Genomic DNA, 21,048 nt, shown 5'->3' on the forward strand with positions numbered 1-21,048 from the left:
GGGATCAGAAGAGTTCGACGTCGCTGAGGTGGCTGGCCTCGGTCATGCGGCCTTGCGCGACCAGCGTCGCGTGGCTCTGCACCTGGTTCCGGCCGGCGCCCTTGGCGTGGTAGACCGCCTTGTCGGCGCGCTCGAAGGCCGCGGCCGGCGAGTCGCCGCTGCGGATCTGCGTGAAGCCGATGCTGACCGTGATGCGGCCGACCTGCGGGAAAGCGTACTGGGCGGTGTTGAGGCGGAAGCGCTCGAAAGCGTGCGCGGCGTCGGGTTCGTCCTCGCAACGCATCAGCACGACGAACTCCTCGCCGCCGAAGCGATAGAGCAGGTCGTTGAAGCGGAAGCTGCTGCGCATCAGCCGCGACAGCAGCAGCAGGACCTCGTCGCCGATCAGGTGACCGAAGCGGTCGTTGATCGACTTGAAGTGGTCGATGTCGATCACGCCGATCCAGTAGCGCGGATGCACCGCGGCATGGCGGCGGTCCTGACCGGGCTCCTCGGGCTTGGCCTCCTCGGCCTGGATCCGCAGCGGCAGCTCCGAGACAGCCTTCAGGAAGCTCTCGTCGAAGGTCTTGCGGTTCAGCAGGCCGGTCAGCGTGTCGCGCTCGCTGTAGTCCAGCAGGCCCTGGAAGTTGTGATAGATCCGCAGCACGCTGCTGACCATGCGCTGCGCCTCGGTCTTGAGCCGGCGCGCGGTGTGCAGCTCCAGCACGCCGACCACGTCGCGTTCGGTCGCCAGCGGGAACAGCGTCACCCACTCGTTGTTTTCGCGCTGCTGCAACACGCTGCGCTGCGTCAGGCATTCGAGGCGGCGCGGATGCTCGGCCAGCCGGGGGAGGGTCTCGGGATCGACCCAGAGCGAGTCGGCGGTGGCGACGGCGTCGCCGGCGTGCAGCCGGGCGCGCGTCAGCCAGCGCTGCTGGCCGGGCTCGCCGACGCAGCGATAGATCGCCACGGCGGCCGCAGGGCCATTGAGCAGGTCACGCAGCGCGGTGACCAGGGTGACGTCCATGACGTCGCGGTCACGGAAACCCGTCAGCTCGGCAAGATGGTCGACTACCCCGGACATGGTGTTTGCAGCGTGGAGGGAGGATCCAGGCGCCGGCAACCACCGATGGTCCGGGGGCCCGGACGCTACGCCCTCGCCGGCTTTCCGGCGGAATGGTGCGAAGTGTATCGGGCGATCAGGCCGAGCAGGTGCTCCTCGTCATAGGGCTTGCCCAGGTAATCCTCGACTCCGAGCCGTTGTGCATAGTCGCGGTGTTTCTGAGCGATGCGCGACGTGATCATGATCACGGGCAGCCCCGCCAGACGCGCGTCGGCACGCAGGTTGCGGACCAGGTCGAAGCCGTCCATGCGCGGCATCTCGATGTCCGACAGCACCAGTTGCGGCAATTCCTCGCCGGCCAGGCGCTCCATCGCATCCAGGCCGTCCTTGGCCAGCAGCACGCGGTAGCCCTCGCGCTCCAGCAGGCGCTGGGTGACGCGGCGCACGGTCAGCGAGTCGTCGACCACCATCACCAGCGGCGCGAGCTGCTCGGTGGCCGCCTCGACCACCACCTGGCGCGCGGCCGCCTCGGCGTCGTGCACGCGCTGCTGCGCGGCATGGCCGTAGCGGTTGGCCAGCGCCACCGGGTTGTAGATCAGCGCCACATCGCCCGAGGCCAGCAGGCTGATGCCCGCCAGGCCCGGGACCTGCATCAGCTGCGGGCCCAGGTTCTTGACGACGACTTCCTGGTTGCCCAGCACTTCGTCGACGTGCAGCGCCAGGCGCTGCTGGGCGCTGTGCACCAGCGCCACCGGCAGGGTCTTGCCATGGGCGACGCCGCGGTCGCTGTGGTGCATCAGGCCGCCCAGCCAGTAGAAGGGCATGCGTTCGCCGGCGGCCATCAGCGCGCCGTCGACATAGGCCTGCTCGACCGTCTCGACCGGCAGGCGCTGCACCGACAGCATCAGGCTGGCCGGCACCGCGACCTTGCGGTCGCCGTAGCGCAGCACGACGACCTGCGTCAGCGCCGTCGTCAGCGGCACGCGCAGCTCGAAGCTGGCGCCCTGCCCCGGCGAGGACTGCGTCAGCACGTAGCCGCCGAGCGTGTTCACTTCGGAGCGGACCACGTCCATGCCGACGCCGCGGCCCGCCATCTCGGTCAGCGATTCGGCGGTGGAGAAACCCGGCTCGTAGATCAGGTCCATCAGCTGGGCGTCGTTCAGGTCCTGACCCGGCTGGATCAGGCCCTGGCTCTCGCCGCGGGCGCGGATGCGCGCCAGATTCAGGCCGGCGCCGTCATCGCTGAAGCGGACCTGGATCTCGTTGCCTTCCTGGTGCAGGTTCAGCACGATGCGGCCCACCGGCGCCTTGCCCGCCTGCTGGCGGACATCCGGCGTCTCGATGCCGTGCACGACGCTGTTGCGCAGCAGGTGCTCGAAGGCGCCGGTCAGGCGCTCCAGCACCGCGCGGTCCAGTTCGACGCCGCCACCGCGGATCTCGAGCTGGGCCTGCTTGCCGCTTTCGCGGGCGGCCTGGCGGACCACCCGGTGCAGGCGCTCGCCCAGGCTGCTGTCGAACTCGACCATCCGCGTGCGCAGCAGGTCATCCTGCAGCTCGCGGGTCAGCCGGGACTGGCCGGCCAGTTCGTCTTCACCGGCCGCGACGTTGCGCTGCAGGCCGCGCTGGACCGTGGCCACGTCGTTGACCGACTCGGCCAGCATCCGGGTCAGTTCCTGGAAGCGGGTGTAGCGGTCGAACTCGAGCGGGTCGAAGTCCTTGCCGGTCGCCTGGGCGGCTTCCTGGCGGGCGGCGATGCGGGCCTCGGCCTGCAGTTCCAGTTCGCGCAGCTGCGTGCGCAGACGCTCCAGGTTGTCGTCCAGGTCGGACAGCGAGGTGCGCATCTGGCCCAGTTCGGACTCCAGGCGCGCGCGGCGGATGGAGACTTCACCGGACAGCGCGGCCATGCGCTCCAGCAGCGCGCCACGGACACGCACCTGGGCGGCCGGGGCCACCGGGGCGCTTTCCAGCGGCTGGCCCAGGTCGGCGATCTCGCTGAAGTGGGCCCAGTCGATCTCGATGTCGGCCGGCGGCGTCGCCACCGCAGGCTCGGCGACAGGCGCCTCGACCGGCGCGGCAGCCTCCACGACAGGCTCGGCCTCCAGCGGCGCCAGCGCCACCGGTTCGGCGACCGGCTGAGCGACCGCTTCGGCAACCACGTCGGCCACCGGCTCGATCGGCGCCAGCTGGGGAGCCGGTGCCGGGATCGCGTCGGAGCCTTCGGCCGGCGCCTGGATGGTCTCGACCGCGACGGCGGGCGGGATCGGCGCGGGCAGGTCGGCGACCGGCGCGGCCGGGGCGGATGGCGCCATCGGCGCGGGCACCACCGGTGCCGGGTCGCGCCAGGTGCGCTGCAGCGTCTTGAAGCTGTGTTCCAGGCTGTCGCCGGCGTCCTGCAGCGCGAGCAGTTGCTCGTAGCCCGGTTCGCCGTCGGCCAGCAGGTGCTCGATCTGGGACTCCAGGCGGTGGGCCTGCTCGCCCAGGCGCATCGCGCCGGCCAGGCGGGCACCGCCCTTGAAGGTGTGCAGCACCCGCATGCAGGCGGCGGCGCGGCCGGTGTCGGCCGGCTGGGTCGCCCACTCGCGCAGCGCGCCGTGCAGCTCGCCCAGCAGGTCCTCGGCTTCCTCCTCGAAGATCGGCATCAGTTCCGGCTCGATCTGGTCGGGCTGGCTGAAGTCGAAATCGTCGGCGGTCGCCTCGGCGGCCTGGTGGAAGGCGTAATGCGAGGTCGGCAGGGCCGGCTCGGCCGTGTGGTCCACCAGCAGGTGGGCCGGCAGCGCGGCCGTCGACACCTCCTCGAGCGACATGGCCAGCAGGCCCTCGTCGCTGTCGGCATGGCTGTCGGGCAGCACGGCGCCCGGCTCGAAGGCCTGCAGTTCCGCCAGCAGGCCGGCATCGGCTTCCTTCAGGAAACCGGCGGCGAACTGGTGCAACAGGCGGCGGATCTCGTCGGCGGCGCGCTGGAACAGCGTCGGGTCGGCGACCTGATGGCCCTGGGCCCGCGCCAGCGCGTGCTCCAGGCAACGGGCCAGCGTGGACAGGTCCTCGAAGCCCACCGTCGCGGCGCTGCCGGCCAGGCCGTGCGCCAGGGCTTCCGCGTCCTGCGGCAGCGGCGACTGGGGCAGCAGCGCCCACTCGCTCAGCTCCACCTGCAGGCGGCGCGAACGCTCGTCGGCCTCGTTCAGGAAGATGTTGAACAGCGCGATGCTGATGCGCAGCGGCCCGATGACCTTGACGCCCTCGTCGCTGTCCTCGACGGCCTCGTCCGGCTGCGCCTCGGCCTCGACCTCGGCGGTCGGTGGCGTGACGGCGGTGCCGCCCACCAGGCTCAGCGCCGGCGCGGCGTGTGCCGGCGCCGCGCCCAGGTCGGGCAGGTCCAGGTCCGGCAGATCCAGGTCGGACAGGGTGCGCGGCGACAGGCCTTCGGGCGCGGTCGCCTCGACAGCGGCATCGGCGGCATTGGCGGCCGCGTCGCTCAGGTCGAGCACGGCGTCGTCGGCGGCCACCGGGGCCACCGGGGCCTCCACCGGCGCGGACACCAGTTCCTGGCCGAGGTCCAGCGTCAGCGACAGGTCCGCGGCGGACGGCGCATCGATCGCGGCGACCGGCTCGGTGTTGAGGTCGGACAGATCCAGCAGGTCCAGCGCCGGCTCGTCGGCGGCGGGTTCGGCCGGCAGCGCGTCCAGCGGCATCGGCGTCGTCGCCTCGATCTCGACCAGCGGCGCGTCGGCCGGCCAGCCGTCGGGCAGTTCCATCGTGACGGTCGCCTCGTCGGCGGGCGTCAGCGTGGGTTCGAGCGACAGCGTCGGTTCGTCCTGGAAGGCCGGTGGCTGGGCCGCGGCGGCTTCCACCGCGGCGGGCTCCAGCAGCGCGGACGGTTCGACCACGTCCGCCACCGTCGGCAGCGACATCGTCGTGTCCAGCACCGGCGGCTCCGCGGTCAGCGCGGGCAGTTCGACGGCGGACAGCGCGTCCAGGTCGATGGCGGCGTCCAGCTCGGGCACCGCCTGGGTCAGTTCGGGCACGTCCGCCGGGAATTCCGGCGACAGCGCGTCGATCGCGACGGGCGTCGGTTCGGTCGCGGTCACCACGTCCAGGTCGGCCACCGGCAGCGGCGGCACGTCCAGGCCCGGCAGGTCCAGCGCCGGCAGGTCCAGCGACGGCAGCACCGAGCCGGCCGCGGCATGTTCCGCGTCCAGCGTGGCAAGCAGGTCCAGCGCGGCCAGTTCGTCGGCCGCGGGCGGCGTCGCGGGCGCGGGCGTCGCCACCTCGTCCGCCAGCGACAGTTCCGGCAGGGCCTGCAGACCGGCCAGATCGATCTCCGGCGCCGGCGCGGGGGCCGGGACCTCGGCGACTTCCGGCAGCTCGGCGACCTCGATGACCTCGGGGGCTTCCACCACCTCGGCCACCTCGACCAACTCGGGCACCGCCAGGACCGGCGCCGCGGCGGACAGCTGCAGCGGGGTGTAGCGGTTCTCCAGACGCAGTGCGTCGGCGACGGCGCGGAACGGCGCGCTGTGATAGCCGTGCGGCCGGCCTTCGCCGATCGCGGTGGCCCAGGCCTGGAAGCCGTCCAGCGCCTCGTTGCTGGCGCGCAGCAGGTCCGAATCGGCCTGCGGATGCTCCGACAGGCGATGGTTGTAGAGCTGTTCGAAGGCCCAGCCGGCTTCGCCGAACTCGTTCAGCCCGACCATGCGCGAGCTGCCCTTGAGCGTATGGAAGGCGCGACGCACCGTCGTCAGCTGTTCCTTGTCGCTGGCGCTGCGCGCGAGCGCGGTCAGCGCGTCGCGGGCGGTCGCCACGACCTCGGCGGCCTCTTCCAGGAAGATGCCCAGCATCTCCTCGTCGATGGCGGCCTCGGCCTGCGGGATCGGGGCGCTCGGCGCCGGCGCGGGCGGGGCGACCGGCGCGGCGGCTTCGATGAACTGCTGCAGCGATTCGGCGGCCTGGCTGCCCGCGGCGTCACCGCCGGACGAGAGCAACTGCTGCTGCGCCTGCTGCGCGGCCTGCGCCAGGCCGAGATCGTCGGCGGCGCGGGCTTCGTGGGAGATGCGTTCCAGGTCGCGCGCCAGGTCCTCGGTCGAACGATCGCCCTGCGCGACCGCCTGGGCGGTCGCCTGGAGCTGGTCGATCAACTGCGGCTGGGCCGCGGCTTCGGCGGCGGCCAGTTCCTGCGCGTGGGCGTGCTGTTCGCTCTCGCGGCCGACCAGCGACTGCAGCAGCCCGGTGTCGTCCTCGAAGCGGAACATGCGCTTGGCCAGCTGCGGCTGGACGCTCAGCATGTCGATCAGGAAACCCAGCGCGCCCAGGTTGTGGGCGAGCCGGTCGAATTGCGCGCGCGGTCCGGGCAGCGAGGGATCGACCTCGGTGTTGGCCAGTTCGTCGACTTGGTCGCGCATCTTCAGCGTGGCCTGCGCGGCCTGCGACAGGCCCAGCACGCTGAACACGCCGCGCATCGCCTGCAGCTGGCCCGGCACCGGGATCAGCAGGTCGCGCTTGGACGGGTCGCGGAAGTATTCGTCGCACTGGCGTTCGACCTCGGAGAGGCTGGCGCGCAGTTCATGGACGACGGAGCCGAGCGTCTGCCGGTCGGCGACGCGGCGGTACAGCTCCTCCATCCAGCTCTCGAGCGCCAGCGGCGCTTCGCCGTGGCCGACCGACTCGATGCGGCGGGCCAGGCTCTTGACGCGTTCGGCCTGCTCGGGCTGGTCGAAGGCCTCGTCCTCGAGGGCCGCTTCCAGGTAGAGCATGGACGTGGCGATCTCCATCGCCAGCGCCGGCTCGGGCGCGCGGCCCGAACGCAGCGTCGTGACGACGGCGCGGCGCAGCGTGTCGCCGAGCACCTCGCCGCTGGGGAACAGCTTCTGCAGCGATTCGGCGACGTGGGCGAACTGCTCGTCCAGGCCGCCCAGGCGATGGGTTTCGCCCTCGGCGGCGGAGGCCCAGGATTCCTTCGCGGCGGCGACGCGGCGCTTGGCGGCGGCGACCCAGTTCGGATCGATGCGGCCCAGCGTGTCGTCGCGGTAGTCGACCTGGTCGGCCTCGATCAGGCCGTAGGCCTGCTGGACCGCGGTCAGGCGCGGGGCGCTGCCCGGCTCGGCATGCTTGGCGGCGGCGCAGAAGAACAGCAGGTCCTTGGCCAGGCGCTCGGACGGCGCGGCATCGCTGCCGGCGCGCAGCTGCGCCAGCAGGCGCGAGCCCAGGCGCTTGACCAGCGTGTCCACCGGCAGCAGCCCGCGCGACTGGGCCTCGAACTGGCCCGCGGCCAGCATCCAGAGCGTGCGCGCGTTCGTCTGCGTCTGCGTCAGCGCCAGGCCGGCGCACAGGTCGCTCAGCAGCTGGCCCTGGCCCGGCGCCGGGGCGCGCATCTGCTTGAGCAGCAGCGCCTCGAAGGGCGCGCGCATCTGCTCGGCGCTCAGCGCGCGGACGTTGCGGTCCAGCGGCAGTTCGCGCCAGCGGAATTCCTCGGTCCACAGGTCGGCCGGGTGGATGCGGCCCGCGCCGTTGAGTTCCTGCAGCGTCTGGTAAGCGGGGAACAGCGCCAGCGAGCTCGGCTGACCGCCGGCCAGCGTCTTGGCGATGAAGGCGAGCACCGCGAAGTCCGCGCGCTCGACCGCCTCGATCTCGGCGATGGTCACGCCGGCGGGGTTCTCCGCCAGGCGGAACAGCGTCGCCTCGGCGGCGCGCAGCAGGTGCGCGGCGGCCGGCAGGCTGACCACCGCCAGCACGCCGGCGGCCTGGTGCATCTGCTGGGCCGCGCCTTGCAGCGCCGGGCTGGGCTGGCCGTCGCCGCCCAGGGTCGTCGCTCGCGCATCGGCATCGCGCAGCACGCGGCGAAGGGCCTTGTGCACCGATTCCAGCGTGCGGCGCAGTTCCTCCTGGACCCAGGCCAAGGGGCTCAGGTCGGCGGGGAACTCGGATTCGCGCGTAAGGTCCATGCTCGCTCTTGTTCTCTCTTTTATGTCGACGCGGTGCGGGGCTCTATCCCTGTTCTACCGGGCGGGGCAGTCGGCCGATGCCGGTCAGGTCACCTTGAACCGGGCCACCGACTGCTTCAGCGCCTCGGCCGACCGCGACAGCTCATGCACCATCTGGGCGGTCGAACGCGTACCGTCGGAGGTCTGCTCGGTCACCGCGAAGATGTGCTGGATGTTGGCGCCGACCTCGTTGGCGGCGCGCGCTTCGTTCTGCGCGACCGTCGAGATCTGGCCGATCAGCTCGTCCAGGCGACGCGACACCGAGTCGATGTCTTCCAGCGCGCGGCCGGCCGCGTCGGACAGCTTCGTGCCCTCGACCACCCCCAGCGTGGAGCGCTCCATGGCGGCCACGGCGTCGTGGGTGTCGGTCTGAATGGTCTTGACCAGCGCCGCGATCCGGCGCGTCGCGTCGGCGGAGCGTTCCGCCAGCCGCTGCACTTCTTCCGCCACCACCGAGAAGCCGCGACCGGCTTCACCGGCGGACGCCGCCTGGATGGCCGCGTTCAGCGCCAGCACGTTGGTCTGTTCGGTAATGTCCGAGATCAGCTCGGTGATCTCGCCGATTTCCTGCGAGGACTCGCCCAGCCGCTTGATGCGCTTGGAGGTTTCCTGGATCTGGTCGCGGATCTGGTTCATACCGCCGATGTTGTTCTGCATCGCCTGCAGACCCTGCTCGGCGGCTTCCCGGGACTGGCGGGCCACGTCGGCGGTCTGTTGCGCCTGCGCGGACACGTCGTTGATCCGGTGCGCCATCTGCAGCACGGCCTCGCCGGTGGCGCGGATCTCGTGCAGCTGTTCGGTCGAGGCGGCCAGCAGCTCGGTCGAGGTCTGGTCGACCTGCGCGGTCGTGTCCGTCACCCGGACCGCCGTCGTCTGCACCTGGTGCACCAGCGAGCGCAGTTCTTCCACGGTGTAGTTCACCGAGTCGGCGATCGCGCCGGTGATGTCCTCCGTCACCGTCGCCTGGTGCGTCAGGTCGCCTTCCGCGACCGTCTGCAGTTCGTTCATCAGACGCAGAATCGCGGCCTGGTTGGCGTCGTTGACGCGCTTGGCTTCCTGCTCCTGCGCCTCGGCCTCGCGGCGCTGTTCTTCCGCCATCTGCGCGCGGCGCGCCTGGTCGGACACGTACAGCCGCAGGAAACCGACCGCGCCGATCACCAGCATCGCCAGCGAGGCCGCCATGGCCAGCAGCAGCAGCGGGTTCATGCCGCCGGCGGACTCCAGGCCCTGGCCCAGGTCGTCCAGGTCTTTGCGCAGCACTTCCGAGTCATTGAGGATGGCCGTCTGCGCTTCCCGCGCCGACACCAGGCCCTGCAGGTTGGACAGGATGGCCGTCGCCTGCGAGCGGGTCTGGTCGTACTGGGTCAGCAGCACCTTCAGGCGCTCACGCACCTGCGGGTCCTTGGCGCCGTTCAGGCGCAGTTCGGGGTTGCCGTTGAGCAGCGCCTGGGCGATCTCGCGGAACGCGTTCAGGTCCTTGCCCAGCAGGAACACGGCCTCGGGGCTCACGCCTTCCTGCGTCAGGAATTCGTTGGCGGACTTGCCGATCCGCTGCGTCAGCATCACCAGCTGGCCGACCGCGGCGACTTCGCCGGTCGGGGCCGAGCTCTGCAGCGACAGCGAAGCCACCGCCTCGGCGCTTTCCAGCAGGTCCGACGACTGGCGGTTGATCGCGCGCAGCGCGGCGCCCACCTGCGTCAGCACCTTTTCCTGGGCCAGCATCACCTTGGTGTTCTTGTCGGCGCGCGCCACCATCGGGCTGATCTTTTCGAGCAGCGCATCGACCGAGCCCGGCGCCTTGGCCAGTTCACCGCTGCCGTCGCGCAGCGAGGTGGTCACGCTGGTCAGGATGTCGGCCGCTTCCTTCATTTCCGGGAAGGCGTTCTTGTTGCCCAGCAGCGCGGTCGAGACCGCCTTGGCCAGACGCTGCGACTGCGTCGCGGCCTGACCGGCGCCGCGCACCTGCGCCGCCGAGCGGTTGCCGTTGATCAGCGCCATCGAGACGGTGCCGGCGGTGAAGAGCACGCCCGCGGCCGTCAGCGCCGTCAGCAGGCCGGTGCGGCGCTGCTCGGGCTGCTTCAGGACCTCCGGCATCGGGGTCGGGCTTTCCGGGGCGGACGCCGAGGGCTGGTAGCCCGCGGACGTGTCCTGGAACTCCGGCGTGGGCTGCGCCGCGGTGATGATCGAAGGCTGGAAGTCCGTCGTGTCCTCCGGCGCCGACGAGCCCGACGCGTCGGTCCGCGGACCGTCGTCGAAGTCGTCGTTGCCCTCGTTCTTGCCCTTGTTCTTGATCTTGTCCAGGAAGCTCATCTCACCCTCGTTTGATCTCGTTCGTCGAATCGGCGCCTGTGACGGGACCGTCGTCTGGCTATCAGTTCAAAACAATGCGCAGGAATTGCGGATGCTGCGTCAGCGCATCCAGGTCCAGCACTTGCCAGCGCCGGCCCTGCCCGTCGCGCATGCGGGCAGGAGCGAAATCGGGATGGCCGGGCGCATCGGGCTCGGCCTGCAGTTGTTCGTCGCCGCGCAGCCCCAGCAGCTGGTCCACCAGCAGCGCGCAGTTGATGCCCAGGTCGGGATTGATCGACACCAGCCGGTGGGCCGACGTCATCGGGATCGGACCGCGCAGACCCAGGAAGGCCGCCAGGTCCACCACCGTGTGCAGCCCGCCGCGCAAGTTGGCCACACCCAGCATCCAAGGCTGCGTGTACGGCACCGCCTGAAGTGGGACTGGCGTGAAAATTTCGCCGGATTGCTTGAGCGGAAGCAGCAGGCCCAGGCCCGCGCACTCGACCGCCAGCCAGTTCGCGGCCTGGGGCGCCTCGCGCGCCGCCTGCATGCGCTGCGCCAGCCGTTGTTGAAGTTCGCGCAGCGCTTGCTTGTTGGCCATGGTGTCAGCCCAGCGCCTTGATCTTGGCCAGCAGCTCGTCCGCCTTGACCGGCTTGACGACGTAGTCACGCGCGCCCTGGCGCATGCCCCAGACCTTGTCGGTCTCCTGGTTCTTGCTGGTGCACATGATCACCGGCACGTCGGCGTAGCGCTCGTCGCGGGTGATGGCGCGGGTCAGCTGGAAGCCGTTCTGGCCGGGCATCACCACGTCCATGAGGATCAGGTCGGGCTTTTCCTCGGCCAGGCGCTTCATCGCCTCCTCGCCGTTCTCGGCGGTGCGGACGGTGAAGCCGCGCTTGGTCAGCAGGTCGCTCAGCGCGTGCAGTTCGGTCTTCGAATCGTCGACCAGCAGGATCTTGTGGATGGGCATGGGATCTCCCTCTCTCTCGGCTCGCGTCGATCCGCGTCGGGCAGTGCGTCGGTCGAGCCTGGGGTGAGCGTCGTTGGATGTCGGTGGAATGGGTCGTGGAATGCGGGGCGCCGTCCGGCCGGTCAGCCCGCCCGGCAGTGCTGTTGCACCGCCTGCAGCAGTTGGTCCTTCGTGAAGGGCTTCGTCAGGTAGTCCTGCGAGCCCACCATGCGGCCTCGCGCCTTGTCGAACAGGCCGTCCTTGGACGACAGCATGATCACCGGCACCGACGCGAACTGCGGATTGCGCTTGATGATGGCGCAGGTCTGGTAGCCATCCAGGCGCGGCATCAGGATGTCGCAGAACACGAGGTCGGGCTGGTAATCGCTCAGCTTGGCCAGCGCATCGAAGCCGTCCTCGGCCAGCACGACTTCGTGCCCGCCCTGTTTCAGGAAGATCTCGGCGCTGCGGCGGATCGTGTTGCTGTCGTCGATGACCAGCACCTTGGTCGCCGTGCGGGGGCTTGCGCTGGAATCCAAGCTCTTCTCCGTATTGTTCAGACGATGGTTGTCAGGGAAATTTCAGGCGCGCGACAGGCGCGACCGGATGGCTTCATCGAAGGGCGATGCGCGGGTCAGATCTGGACCATTTCAAAGTCCTCCTTGCGGGCACCGCATTCGGGACAGGTCCAGTTCATGTCGACATCCTCCCAGCGCGTGCCGGCGGCGATGCCGTGCTCAGGGTCGCCCGCGGCCTCGTCGTAGATCCAGCCGCAGATCAGGCACATCCAGGTCCTTGCTTCGCTCACGATGGGTTGACTTTGCATCACTACAATGATCGAAAGATTGTAGCCACGCCCCCGGGCTGACCCGGGGGGCGGAAGTACCGATGAAACAACAGTCGATAGCGGTCCTTCTTCACGTTATGCGCATCAGTTCACGGCTTCGCGCCAACCATCCATGAGCCGCCCAGACCCGCACCAACCAGACCCCCAGGACGCCGCCGCGATCGATGACCAGGACTCGCCGCCGCCGGCCTGCGTGATGAGCTTCAATGCGTCGGACCCCAGCGGCGCGGGCGGCAGCGCCGGCGACGTGGCGACGATCGCCGCCATGGGCGCGCATGCGCTGCCGGTGGTGACCGCCATCGTGATGCGCGACACGGCCGAGGTCTTCGACCACCAGACGCTGGACGGCGACTGCATCGTCGAGCAGGCCCGCTCGATCCTCGAGGACGTGCCCGTCGCCGCCTGGAAGGTCGGCTTCCTGGGCAGCGCCGAGGGCGTCTCCTCGGTCGCCGAGGTCCTCTCCGACTACCCCGACGTGCCGCTGGTGGCCTACCTGCCGAGCATCTCCTGGCTGGACGAGGAACAGCAGCAGAGCTACCTGGACGCGTTCCGCGAGCTGGTGCTGCCGCAGACGCTGGTGCTGGTGGGCAACCAGAAGACGCTGATCGACTGCCTGTTGCCGGACTGGGACGCGGACCGCCCGGCCTCGCCGCGCGAACTGGCGGTCGCGGCGCAGCAGCACGGCGCCGCGCACGTGCTGGTGACCGGCATCCAGCTGCCCAACCAGTACATCGACAACGTCCTGGCGAATTCCCAGGGCGCGATCACCGGCGAGAAATTCGAGCGTTTCGAGGCCAGCTTCGTCGGCGCCGGGGACACGCTGTCGGCCGCGCTGGCCGCCCTGCTGTCGGTCGGCTCGGAGCCGCACGACGCGGTGGGCGAGGCGCTCGCCTTCCTCGACCAGTCGCTGGAGGCGGGCTTCCGCCCCGGCATGGGCAACGTGGTGCCCGACCGCTTCTTCTGGGCGCTGCCGCCCGGCGAGGAGGGCGAGGAAGGCGCCGAGACCGTGCCCGCCACCGACGAGATGACGATCGACGAGCCGCCCAGCCGCGGCCCCCGCCGGATCCATTGAGTCCCCGAGGGCGCCCGCGCGGCGCCCTCCGTCTTTTCCTGCATTGATGCGCCTCAGCAGTACCGGAATTCCGATATGAGCCAGAACGAGACTCTGTTCGCCCGCGCCCAGCGCGTCATTCCCGGCGGGGTGAACTCGCCGGTGCGCGCCTTCCGCGCGGTCGGCGGCACGCCGCGCTTCATCACCCGCGGCGAAGGCGCCCACATCGTGGACGCCGATGGCAGGCGTTACATCGACTACATCGGCTCCTGGGGCCCGATGATCCTGGGCCATGGCCATCCAGCGGTCGTCGAGGCGGTCCAGAAGGCCGTGCTGGAGGGCTTCTCCTTCGGCGCGCCGACCGAGCGCGAGGTCGAGCTGGCCGAGGAGATCCTGGCGCTGGTGCCCAGCTGCGAGCAGATCCGGCTGGTGAGCTCGGGCACCGAGGCAACGATGAGCGCCATCCGGCTGGCGCGCGGCGCGACGCAGCGCAGCAAGTTCATCAAGTTCGAGGGTTGCTACCACGGCCACACCGACGCGCTGCTGGTGAAGGCGGGCTCCGGCCTGGCGACCTTCGGCCATCCGACCTCGGCCGGCGTGCCCGAGGCCACGGCGCAGCACACCATCGTGCTGGAATACAACAACGTCGCGCAACTCGAGGAAGCGTTCGCGCTGCACGGCGCGGAGCTGGCCTGCGTGATCGTCGAGCTGATCGCCGGCAACATGAATTTCGTGCGCGCCAGCGTGCCCTTCATGACCCGGATGCGCGAGCTGTGCCGCCAGCACGGCGCCCTGCTGGTGCTTGACGAGGTGATGACCGGCTTCCGCGTCGGGCTGCGCAGCGCGCAGGGCGTCTATGCCGACCTGATCCCTGGCTTCGTGCCCGACATCAGCGTGTTCGGCAAGGTGATCGGCGGCGGCATGCCGCTGGCGGCCTTCGGCGCGAGCCGCGAAATCATGCGTCACCTGGCCCCGCTGGGCGGCGTGTACCAGGCGGGCACGCTGTCGGGCAACCCGGTGGCCACGGCCTGCGGCCTGGCGACGCTGCGCGAGATCAAGAAGCCCGGTTTCTTCGACGCCCTGTCGACGCGCACGCGCCGGCTGGTGGACGGCCTGAAGATGGTGGCGGCCGAAAACGGCGTGCCCTTCAGCGCGGACAGCGAAGGCGGCATGTTCGGCTTCTTCCTGCTCGCGGAGCTGCCGCAGAACTACACGACCGTGATGACGACGGACAAGGAGCGCTTCAACCGCTTCTTCCACGCGATGCTGGACGCCGGCGTGTACCTGGCGCCGGCGCTGTACGAAGCCGGTTTCGTGTCCGCCGCGCACACCGACGCGGACATCGATGCGACGCTGGAGGCCGCCCGCCGCGCGCTGCGTTGAGGGGCGGCGATGCCCCGGTGAGGCCGGCGTGGCAATTCCCGGGCCCGGTTTGTCGCACTCTTTTCAATCCGCGACAGGCATTACGCTTGCTTACCGGTTGGTACAGCAGCTGAGAGACAGACATGCATATCCACATCCTGGGCATCTGCGGCACCTTCATGGGCGGCCTGGCGGCGCTCGCGCGCGAGGCGGGCCATACGGTGACCGGCTGCGACGCCAATGTCTATCCGCCGATGTCGACGCAGCTGGAAGCCTTGGGCATCGAGCTGATCCAAGGCTTCGGCGCGGAGCAACTGGCGCTCAAGCCGGACCTGTTCGTCATCGGCAACGTGGTGACGCGCTCCTCCGAGGGGCGCTTCCCGCTGATGGAGGCGATCCTCGATGCCGGGCTGCCCTACACCAGCGGGCCGCAGTGGCTGGCTGAGCACGTGCTGCAAGGCAAGCATGTGATGGCGGTGGCCGGGACGCACGGCAAGACGTCCACGACCTCGATGCTGACCTGGATCCTGGAATCCGCGGGCCTGGCGCCCGGCTTCCTGATCGGCGGCGTGCCGCAGAACTTCGGCGTGTCGGCTCGCCTGGGGGGCGGGAAGTACTTCGTGATCGAGGCCGACGAGTACGACACCGCCTTCTTCGACAAGCGCAGCAAGTTCGTCCACTACCGGCCGCGCACGGCGATCCTGAACAACCTCGAGCACGACCACGCGGACATCTTCCCGGACTTGGCCGCCATCGAAACCCAGTTCCATCACCTGGTGCGCACGGTGCCGCCGTCGGGCCGGCTGGTGGTGAACGCGCGCGAGGACGCGCTGCAGCGGGTGCTGTCGCGCGGCTGCTGGAGCGAGGTCCAGCGCTTCGGCGCGCGCAAGGAGGAACCCGGCGCGCTGCGCGCCCGTGGCGAGCCGCAGTCCTTCGACGTGCTGCGCGGCAGCCTGAAGGTGGGCCACGTCACCTGGGAGCTGCTGGGCGAGCACAACCAGCTCAACGCGTTGGCGGCGATCGCCGCGGCGGAGCATGTCGGCGTCGATCCCGAGCGGGCGGCCGAGGCGCTGGGCGGTTTCAGGAACGTTCGGCGCCGGCTGGAGCTGCGCGGCGAAGCCGGCGGGGTGAAGGTCTACGACGACTTCGCGCACCATCCGACGGCGATCCACACCACCATCGACGGCCTGCGCCGGCGCATCGCACCGCAGGAACGCATCCTGGCGGTCTTCGAGCCGCGCTCCAACACGATGAAGCTGGGCACGATGAAGGCGCAGCTGCCCTGGGCGCTGGAGGAAGCCGACCTGAGCTTCTGCAACCAGGACGGCCTGAGCTGGGACGCGCGCGAGGCGCTGGCGCCGCTGGGCGAGCAGGGCCTGGTGGGCGCGGACGTCGAGGAACTGGTGGCGATGGTCCGGCGCGCGGCGCGGCCTGGCGACCATGTGCTGTGCATGAGCAACGGCGGCTTCGGGGGCATCCACGAAAAGCTGCTGGACGCGCTGAAGTAAACCGGCGATCCTGCGCCGCGCGCGGCGACGCGCGCCCTGGCGAGCGATCGACAACGGTTCGATCCGCCGCCGATCCCGGGGTCCGGAGCGGACCCCGATCGACCGACAGTCCCGATTGACCTCAATTCACGCGAGGAGCGACGACACGATGAGTGGTCCTGGCAAGCTGGTGCCCGCGCTGCAGAACCGATCCTTCCTGTGCCTGCTGGCGCTGGTGACGGTGGCGTTCGGCTGGATCCTGTGGCCGATGCTGAGCGCGCTGCTGTGGGGGGTGGCGCTGGCCATCGTGTTCCAGCCGCTCTATCGCAAGTTGCTGCGCAAGACGCGCCGGCCGGGGCTGTCCTCGGGGCTGACCATCCTGGTGATCCTGCTGCTGGTGGTGCTGCCGCTGACCTACGTGATGGGCGCGCTGGTGCGCGAGGCGGCGGTGGTCTTCGAGATGGTCAAGTCGGGCCAGTTCAACTTCAACACCTACGTGGCGCAGGTCTACGCGGCATTGCCGTCGTGGCTGCTGGACGTGCTGGAGCGGCTGGGGCTGCACGACCTGGCCAACCTGCAGGAGAAGCTGGGCAGCGCGCTGAACCAGGGCAGCCAGTTCATGGCGACCAAGGCGCTGGGTTTCGGCCAGGACACCTTCGACTTCCTGGTGAGCTTCTTCGTGATGCTCTACCTGCTCTATTTCCTGCTGCGCGACGGCGAGCAGCTGTCGGCGCGCATCCGCGACGCGCTGCCGCTGCAGGACTCCTACAAGCGCCAGCTCGGCGAGAAGTTCCGGACGGTGATCCGCGCGACGGTCAAGGGCAACATCGCGGTCGCGGCGCTGCAGGGCGCGCTGGGCGGTTTCGCGTTCTGGGCGCTGGGCATCCACGCGCCGGTGCTGTGGGCGGTGCTGATGGCCTTCCTGTCGCTGCTGCCGGCGGTGGGTGCGGCGCTGGTGTGGGCGCCGGTGGCGATTTATTTGCTGGCGACCGGCCACATCGCGTCGGGGGTCGGCCTGCTGCTGTTCGGCACCATCGTGATCGGCCTGGTGGACAACCTGCTGCGGCCGCTGCTGGTGGGCAAGGACACGAAGATGCCGGACTACGTCGTGCTGCTGTCGACGCTGGGCGGCATGGCGGTGTTCGGCATCAACGGCTTCGTCATCGGCCCGCTGATCGCGGCGATGTTCATCGCGGTCTGGGACATCGTCGCGGCGGAGCGGCGGTATCCGGTCGGTGATCAGCACTGAGCACGGCGGCGGCCCGCGCACGCAGAGGCGAGCCCTGACAAACCTGGCCTGCGCCCACGAGCGCTGCAGCGCATCGCCATGAAAAAGGCCGGCTTTCGCCGGCCTTCGCGCTGATGGACAGGCGCGGTCAATGGACCGCGCCGGCGCTCAGGTGCGCACCATCGTCGCCTTCAGCACCGTGCTGAGGAAGTCCAGGCTCTCGGCCAGGTGGGCGCGGGTCTCGAGCGAGCCCTTGCCCTGCGCCGCGCGCAGCTCGCTCTGCAGCTGCACCGCGTGCAGGCGCAGCACCGCGTAGGCATCGGCGAACTGGCCCGAGGCCGCGCCGCTCTTCGTCAGGTTCGCCTGGATGCGGCGCAGGTACTCGCGCTGCAGGTTGCGACGCAGCGGGTCGATGTCGCCGCCGGTCTTGAGCTCGCTCCAGATCGAGGACTGCAGCGTGCCGTAGACCTCGCCGATCGAGATCAGCCCCTTGCGCTGCGACACCGGCACGTAGGCCGGCAGCTCCATCAGGCGGATCGCCGTCTGCGCCTGCAGCAGGCGGTCCAGCGACCCCAGCTGCACGCGCGCCACCGCCGCCGGGATGTTGACGAAGCCCGCCCGGTTGAACTCGACGTAGTCCGTCGTGATCGAGGTCAGGAACTCCGGCTTGAAGCGGAAGCTGTCGGCGCTGAAGATGCCCTGCGCCAGGAAGCGCAGCGCCTCGCGCTGCTTGGCCGGATCGACCGGACGCATCGCCGCGACCGAAGCCCCCGGCACGTCGCGGTGCGTGTACATGCCGCCGACGTACTTGCCCACCAGGTCCGACGCGCGCGCCAGCTGGCTGAAGCCGTTGGCCAACTGACGACGCTGGCGCAGCGGATCATCGGTCGCCTCCGGCGCGCGGTTCTGCACCCGGGCCCACAGCTCCTGCGTCAGCTTCAGCCGCTTGCGGAAATAGGCCATCGGGTCGTCGCCGAGGTCGAAGCGGTTGATCGTCGGATCCATGCCGTCGAACGGGCCGAAGCCGCCGGCATCGGTGTCGTCCGCGTAGGCGTGGCCAGGCTGCGTGTTCTGCGAGGCGATGCGCTTGAGCTCGCTCTCCTCCTGCTCCTTGGGCACCTGCTTGTAGGCGTACTCGATCGCCCAGTAGTCGTAGGCCCCCAGCGTCGTGTTGTTGTACGTGGTGGGCGCCTCGCCCTGCAGCGGGATGTTGTAGGCGTTGTAGTCCATGACCGAGGCCGACAGCCCGTGCGCATCGGTCCAGGCCTTGTCCTTGAGCTGCGCCTGCGTCACCTGCGTCGAGGCCTTGAAGTTGTGCTTCAGGCCGAGCGTGTGGCCCACCTCATGCATGATCACGTCCTTGATCCGCGCCTGGATGAAGGCGTCGGCCTCGGGGCTGTCGGGCGCGATGTCGCCGCGCGCTTCCAGCACGTCCAGCGCGAAGTCCATCTCGGCCGCGGCGTCGTGCGCGTAGGTGCAGTAGGTCGCGTTGCGGCCTTCGCGCCAGCCGTGGTTCAACGCGGCCAGCGCCTGCGCTTCCTCGGCCAGCGTCGACACCGGCGCACCGGCCAGGCCGCGCGGCGCGTCCTCGCTGATGAAGGCCCGGCCGCCACGGGCGAAGACGTCGCTCATGCCGATGTCGGCGTCCAGGATCTCGCCGGTGCGCGGATCGACATGGCTCGGCCCGATGGCGAAGCCCACGTCCGAGCCGACGAACCAGCGGATCGACGCATGCGAGGCGTCCATGTTGTCCCAGTCCGCGTCATCGGGCTGCTGCTTGGCCACGACCGCGTCCTTGAAGCCGATCTTCTCGAAGGCCTTGTTCCATTCCAGGATGCCGGCCTCGACCGCCGCGCGGTACTTCGGCGGGATGTTCTTGTCCATCCAGTAGGTGATCGGCTCCACCGGCTCGGACAGCGCGGCCGCCGGGTCCTTCTTCTCCAGGCGCCAGCGGTTGATGTAGTGCACGCGCGGGTTGGCCTTGAGGTCGTCGCTCAGGTCGGTGAAGGTCTCGGTGAAGTGACCCAGCCGGCCGTCGGCGCGACGCGGCGACATCTTCTCCTCCGGCAGCGCGCGGAAGTTGTAGACAAAGCCCATGAACATCGAGCGCGGATCCGGCGTCGCCTGCGGCGGCGTCGGCACCGGCACCGGCGGGGCCACCAGCGGCGGCGCCGGGATGCGCGGCGTGAAGTAGTGGACCTTGGCGTTCAGCGTCGTCAGCTTCTCGTCGGCGCGGGTCAGTTCGAAGTAGGAGTTGCCGCGATCGACGTTGTAGGGCAGCCGGTAGGCCATCTCCAGCCGGGTGGACATGCCGGGGATGTCGCTCAGCAGCAGGCCGGCGTCGACCAGGAAGGCCTTGCGCTCGGGATGATCCGCGCTGGCGACCGGACCCGCGGCCAGCAGGCTGGGCGAGAACGCCTCTTCGCCGGCGCGCTTGCCGCCGCCTTCGGCGCGGAACTCGGTGTTCAGCGCCACCAGCTGGATCGTGTTCCCGATGCGGCGCCACTCGGCCATGATCTCCGGGCCCATCTGGCTGGCGTAGAAGCCACGCTCGCCGATGGAGCTGGAGATGTTGATGGTGAACAGGAAGGGCTTGTTCAGCATCGCGCGCGGGATCTCGAGCCAGACCTTCTCGTCCTTGCGCAGGATCGGGAACAGGCCGTCGTCGCGCTTGGCGTCGCGGCTGACCTCGGCGAAGGGCTTGGGTGCGGTGGGATCGGCGGCGGGACGCGGTGCCGTCATCGGCGAGCTGGCGCCGGGCTGGCCGGGCGCACCCGAGGCGGCGCCCGCCGGCGCGGACGCGGCCTGGGCGGCCGGCGCGGCGGAGGACGAGGAGGCGCCGGTCGTGCCGGTCGTGGCGCAGGCGGTCAGCAGCAGCGCCGCGGCCGCGATGGCCGTCAGCTGGATCGTGTCCCTGTGGATCATGGATCTGTGTGGTCGGGGGTCCGTCCGGGGTCGGCCGGCCGGGCCCTGTTGAGAAGAATTCGGGCGCTGCGGTCTTCTGGCCGCAGTCGCCCCGACGGAACGGGCAATGTGCCGGGGCCGGAGCCCCTGCGTCAATGCGCACTAACGAGCGCGCGGCCCTCGCCGGCCGCGACGGTGGCGATGATCGCCCAGCCATTCCCCCGTGCCGGAAGTGACCCGCCCACCCGACGGAGAGGGACACCCCTACACTGCCCGCCCATGACCCTCCCCTCCCCCCCGCCGGAGGCCCCCGCGCCGGCGCGCCGCACCCACCTGCTCTACCTGCACGGCTTCCGCTCGTCGCCGCGCTCGGCGAAGGCGCGCCGCATGGCCGAGTGGACCGCCACCCATCGACCGGACCTGGTGTTCGCCTGCCCCCAACTGCCGCCCTCGCCGCGCGAGGCGATGGCGCTGGTGGACGCGCTGATCCGCGACTGGCCGCGCGACACGATGGCGGTGATGGGCAGCTCGCTGGGCGGCTTCTACGCGACCTGGGTGGCGCAACGCACCGGCGCCCGCACGGCGCTGCTGAACCCGGCGGTGAACCCGGCCCGCGACCTCGCCAACCACATCGGCGAGCAGACCTGCTGGCAGAACCCGGACGAGCATTTCTTCTTCCGCAGCGAGTTCGTCGATGAGCTGCGCGAGCTCGACGCCGGCACGCTGGCACATCCGGAGCGCCTGATGGCGGTGATCGCCAAGGGCGACGAGGTGCTCGACTGGCGCGAGATGCACGCGCGCTACCAGGGCTGCCGGATCAAGCTGCTGGAGGGCAGCGACCACGGCCTGGCCGACTTCGACGACCACCTCGACGAACTGGCCGAGTTCCTCGGCCTCTGAAGGGCCGCGCCGTC

General features: G+C 70.2%; 13 protein-coding genes. 5 read left to right on the plus strand and 8 right to left on the minus strand.

The window, feature by feature from the left end; genetic code table 11:
- Positions 1–4: 4 nt before the first annotated feature.
- The 7 genes from FHT37_RS14570 to FHT37_RS14600 all read right to left on the minus strand — a co-directional run bounded on the left by FHT37_RS14570 (position 5) and on the right by FHT37_RS14600 (position 12,081).
- The gene (locus tag FHT37_RS14570; protein ID WP_183482444.1) at positions 5–1,063 is read right to left on the minus strand and encodes a GGDEF domain-containing protein; all 1,059 of its coding nucleotides are present in this window, start codon (positions 1,061–1,063) and stop codon (positions 5–7) included.
- Positions 1,064–1,128: 65 nt separating this feature from the next.
- Positions 1,129–7,977 carry an Hpt domain-containing protein gene (locus FHT37_RS14575; RefSeq protein WP_183482446.1) on the minus strand — a complete coding sequence of 2,283 codons (6,849 nt, stop codon included), beginning with the start codon at positions 7,975–7,977 and terminating at the stop codon, positions 1,129–1,131.
- Positions 7,978–8,061: 84 nt separating this feature from the next.
- Entirely contained in the window at positions 8,062–10,326 is a 2,265-nt protein-coding gene (locus tag FHT37_RS14580) for a methyl-accepting chemotaxis protein (protein WP_091726960.1), read from the minus strand.
- 61 nt (positions 10,327–10,387) lie between these two features.
- On the minus strand, positions 10,388–10,906 hold the full coding sequence (locus tag FHT37_RS14585; RefSeq protein WP_091726964.1) for a chemotaxis protein CheW: 519 nt from the start codon (positions 10,904–10,906) through the stop codon (positions 10,388–10,390).
- A gap of 4 nt (positions 10,907–10,910) precedes the next feature.
- Positions 10,911–11,276, minus strand: a complete 366-nt coding sequence (locus FHT37_RS14590) for a response regulator transcription factor (protein ID WP_088406380.1) — start codon at positions 11,274–11,276, stop codon at positions 10,911–10,913.
- Positions 11,277–11,398: 122 nt separating this feature from the next.
- Positions 11,399–11,794, minus strand: a complete 396-nt coding sequence (locus tag FHT37_RS14595; RefSeq protein ID WP_091726969.1) for a PleD family two-component system response regulator — start codon at positions 11,792–11,794, stop codon at positions 11,399–11,401.
- A 95-nt stretch (positions 11,795–11,889) separates the two neighbouring features.
- Positions 11,890–12,081, minus strand: coding sequence for a rubredoxin (locus FHT37_RS14600; protein WP_084452486.1), 192 nt, complete (start codon positions 12,079–12,081; stop codon positions 11,890–11,892).
- Between the two features lie 133 nt (positions 12,082–12,214).
- Between FHT37_RS14600 and FHT37_RS14605 the strand changes: the two genes are divergently transcribed.
- The 4 genes from FHT37_RS14605 (at position 12,215) to FHT37_RS14620 (ending at position 17,251) form a co-directional block, all read left to right on the plus strand.
- Positions 12,215–13,174, plus strand: coding sequence for a hydroxymethylpyrimidine/phosphomethylpyrimidine kinase (locus FHT37_RS14605; RefSeq protein WP_404932646.1), 960 nt, complete (start codon positions 12,215–12,217; stop codon positions 13,172–13,174).
- A gap of 75 nt (positions 13,175–13,249) precedes the next feature.
- On the plus strand, positions 13,250–14,536 hold the full coding sequence (gene hemL / locus FHT37_RS14610) for a glutamate-1-semialdehyde 2,1-aminomutase (RefSeq protein ID WP_183482448.1): 1,287 nt from the start codon (positions 13,250–13,252) through the stop codon (positions 14,534–14,536).
- 122 nt (positions 14,537–14,658) lie between these two features.
- Entirely contained in the window at positions 14,659–16,023 is a 1,365-nt protein-coding gene (mpl, locus tag FHT37_RS14615; protein WP_091726979.1) for a UDP-N-acetylmuramate:L-alanyl-gamma-D-glutamyl-meso-diaminopimelate ligase, read from the plus strand.
- Positions 16,024–16,171: 148 nt separating this feature from the next.
- Entirely contained in the window at positions 16,172–17,251 is a 1,080-nt protein-coding gene (locus FHT37_RS14620; protein ID WP_183482450.1) for an AI-2E family transporter, read from the plus strand.
- Positions 17,252–17,398: 147 nt separating this feature from the next.
- Here FHT37_RS14620 and FHT37_RS14625 read toward each other — a convergent pair whose 3' ends face one another.
- Positions 17,399–20,155 (minus strand): zinc-dependent metalloprotease, encoded by a 2,757-nt coding sequence (locus tag FHT37_RS14625; protein WP_183482452.1) that lies wholly within the window; start codon positions 20,153–20,155, stop codon positions 17,399–17,401.
- 258 nt (positions 20,156–20,413) lie between these two features.
- On the opposite strand from FHT37_RS14625, the gene FHT37_RS14630 reads away from it, so the two are divergent.
- Positions 20,414–21,034 (plus strand): YqiA/YcfP family alpha/beta fold hydrolase, encoded by a 621-nt coding sequence (locus tag FHT37_RS14630; protein ID WP_183482455.1) that lies wholly within the window; start codon positions 20,414–20,416, stop codon positions 21,032–21,034.
- The last annotated feature ends 14 nt before the right edge of the window (positions 21,035–21,048 follow it).

Origin of the sequence: Mitsuaria sp. BK037, assembly GCF_014193045.1 — a bacterium.
GTDB lineage: Bacteria > Pseudomonadota > Gammaproteobacteria > Burkholderiales > Burkholderiaceae_C > Roseateles.

What these genes read in the sequence shown, in the direction of transcription:
- FHT37_RS14625 (WP_183482452.1), bottom strand. Translation starts at nt 20,155, where the DNA reads ATGATCCACAGGGACACGATCCAGCTGACGGCCATCGCGGCCGCGGCG.
- FHT37_RS14575 (WP_183482446.1), bottom strand. Translation starts at nt 7,977, where the DNA reads ATGGACCTTACGCGCGAATCCGAGTTCCCCGCCGACCTGAGCCCCTTG.
- FHT37_RS14590 (WP_088406380.1), bottom strand. Translation starts at nt 11,276, where the DNA reads ATGCCCATCCACAAGATCCTGCTGGTCGACGATTCGAAGACCGAACTG.
- mpl (WP_091726979.1), top strand. Translation starts at nt 14,659, where the DNA reads ATGCATATCCACATCCTGGGCATCTGCGGCACCTTCATGGGCGGCCTG.
- FHT37_RS14630 (WP_183482455.1), top strand. Translation starts at nt 20,414, where the DNA reads ATGACCCTCCCCTCCCCCCCGCCGGAGGCCCCCGCGCCGGCGCGCCGC.
- FHT37_RS14570 (WP_183482444.1), bottom strand. Translation starts at nt 1,063, where the DNA reads ATGTCCGGGGTAGTCGACCATCTTGCCGAGCTGACGGGTTTCCGTGAC.
- FHT37_RS14605 (WP_404932646.1), top strand. Translation starts at nt 12,215, where the DNA reads ATGAGCCGCCCAGACCCGCACCAACCAGACCCCCAGGACGCCGCCGCG.
- hemL (WP_183482448.1), top strand. Translation starts at nt 13,250, where the DNA reads ATGAGCCAGAACGAGACTCTGTTCGCCCGCGCCCAGCGCGTCATTCCC.
- FHT37_RS14620 (WP_183482450.1), top strand. Translation starts at nt 16,172, where the DNA reads ATGAGTGGTCCTGGCAAGCTGGTGCCCGCGCTGCAGAACCGATCCTTC.
- FHT37_RS14580 (WP_091726960.1), bottom strand. Translation starts at nt 10,326, where the DNA reads ATGAGCTTCCTGGACAAGATCAAGAACAAGGGCAAGAACGAGGGCAAC.
- FHT37_RS14585 (WP_091726964.1), bottom strand. Translation starts at nt 10,906, where the DNA reads ATGGCCAACAAGCAAGCGCTGCGCGAACTTCAACAACGGCTGGCGCAG.
- FHT37_RS14600 (WP_084452486.1), bottom strand. Translation starts at nt 12,081, where the DNA reads ATGCAAAGTCAACCCATCGTGAGCGAAGCAAGGACCTGGATGTGCCTG.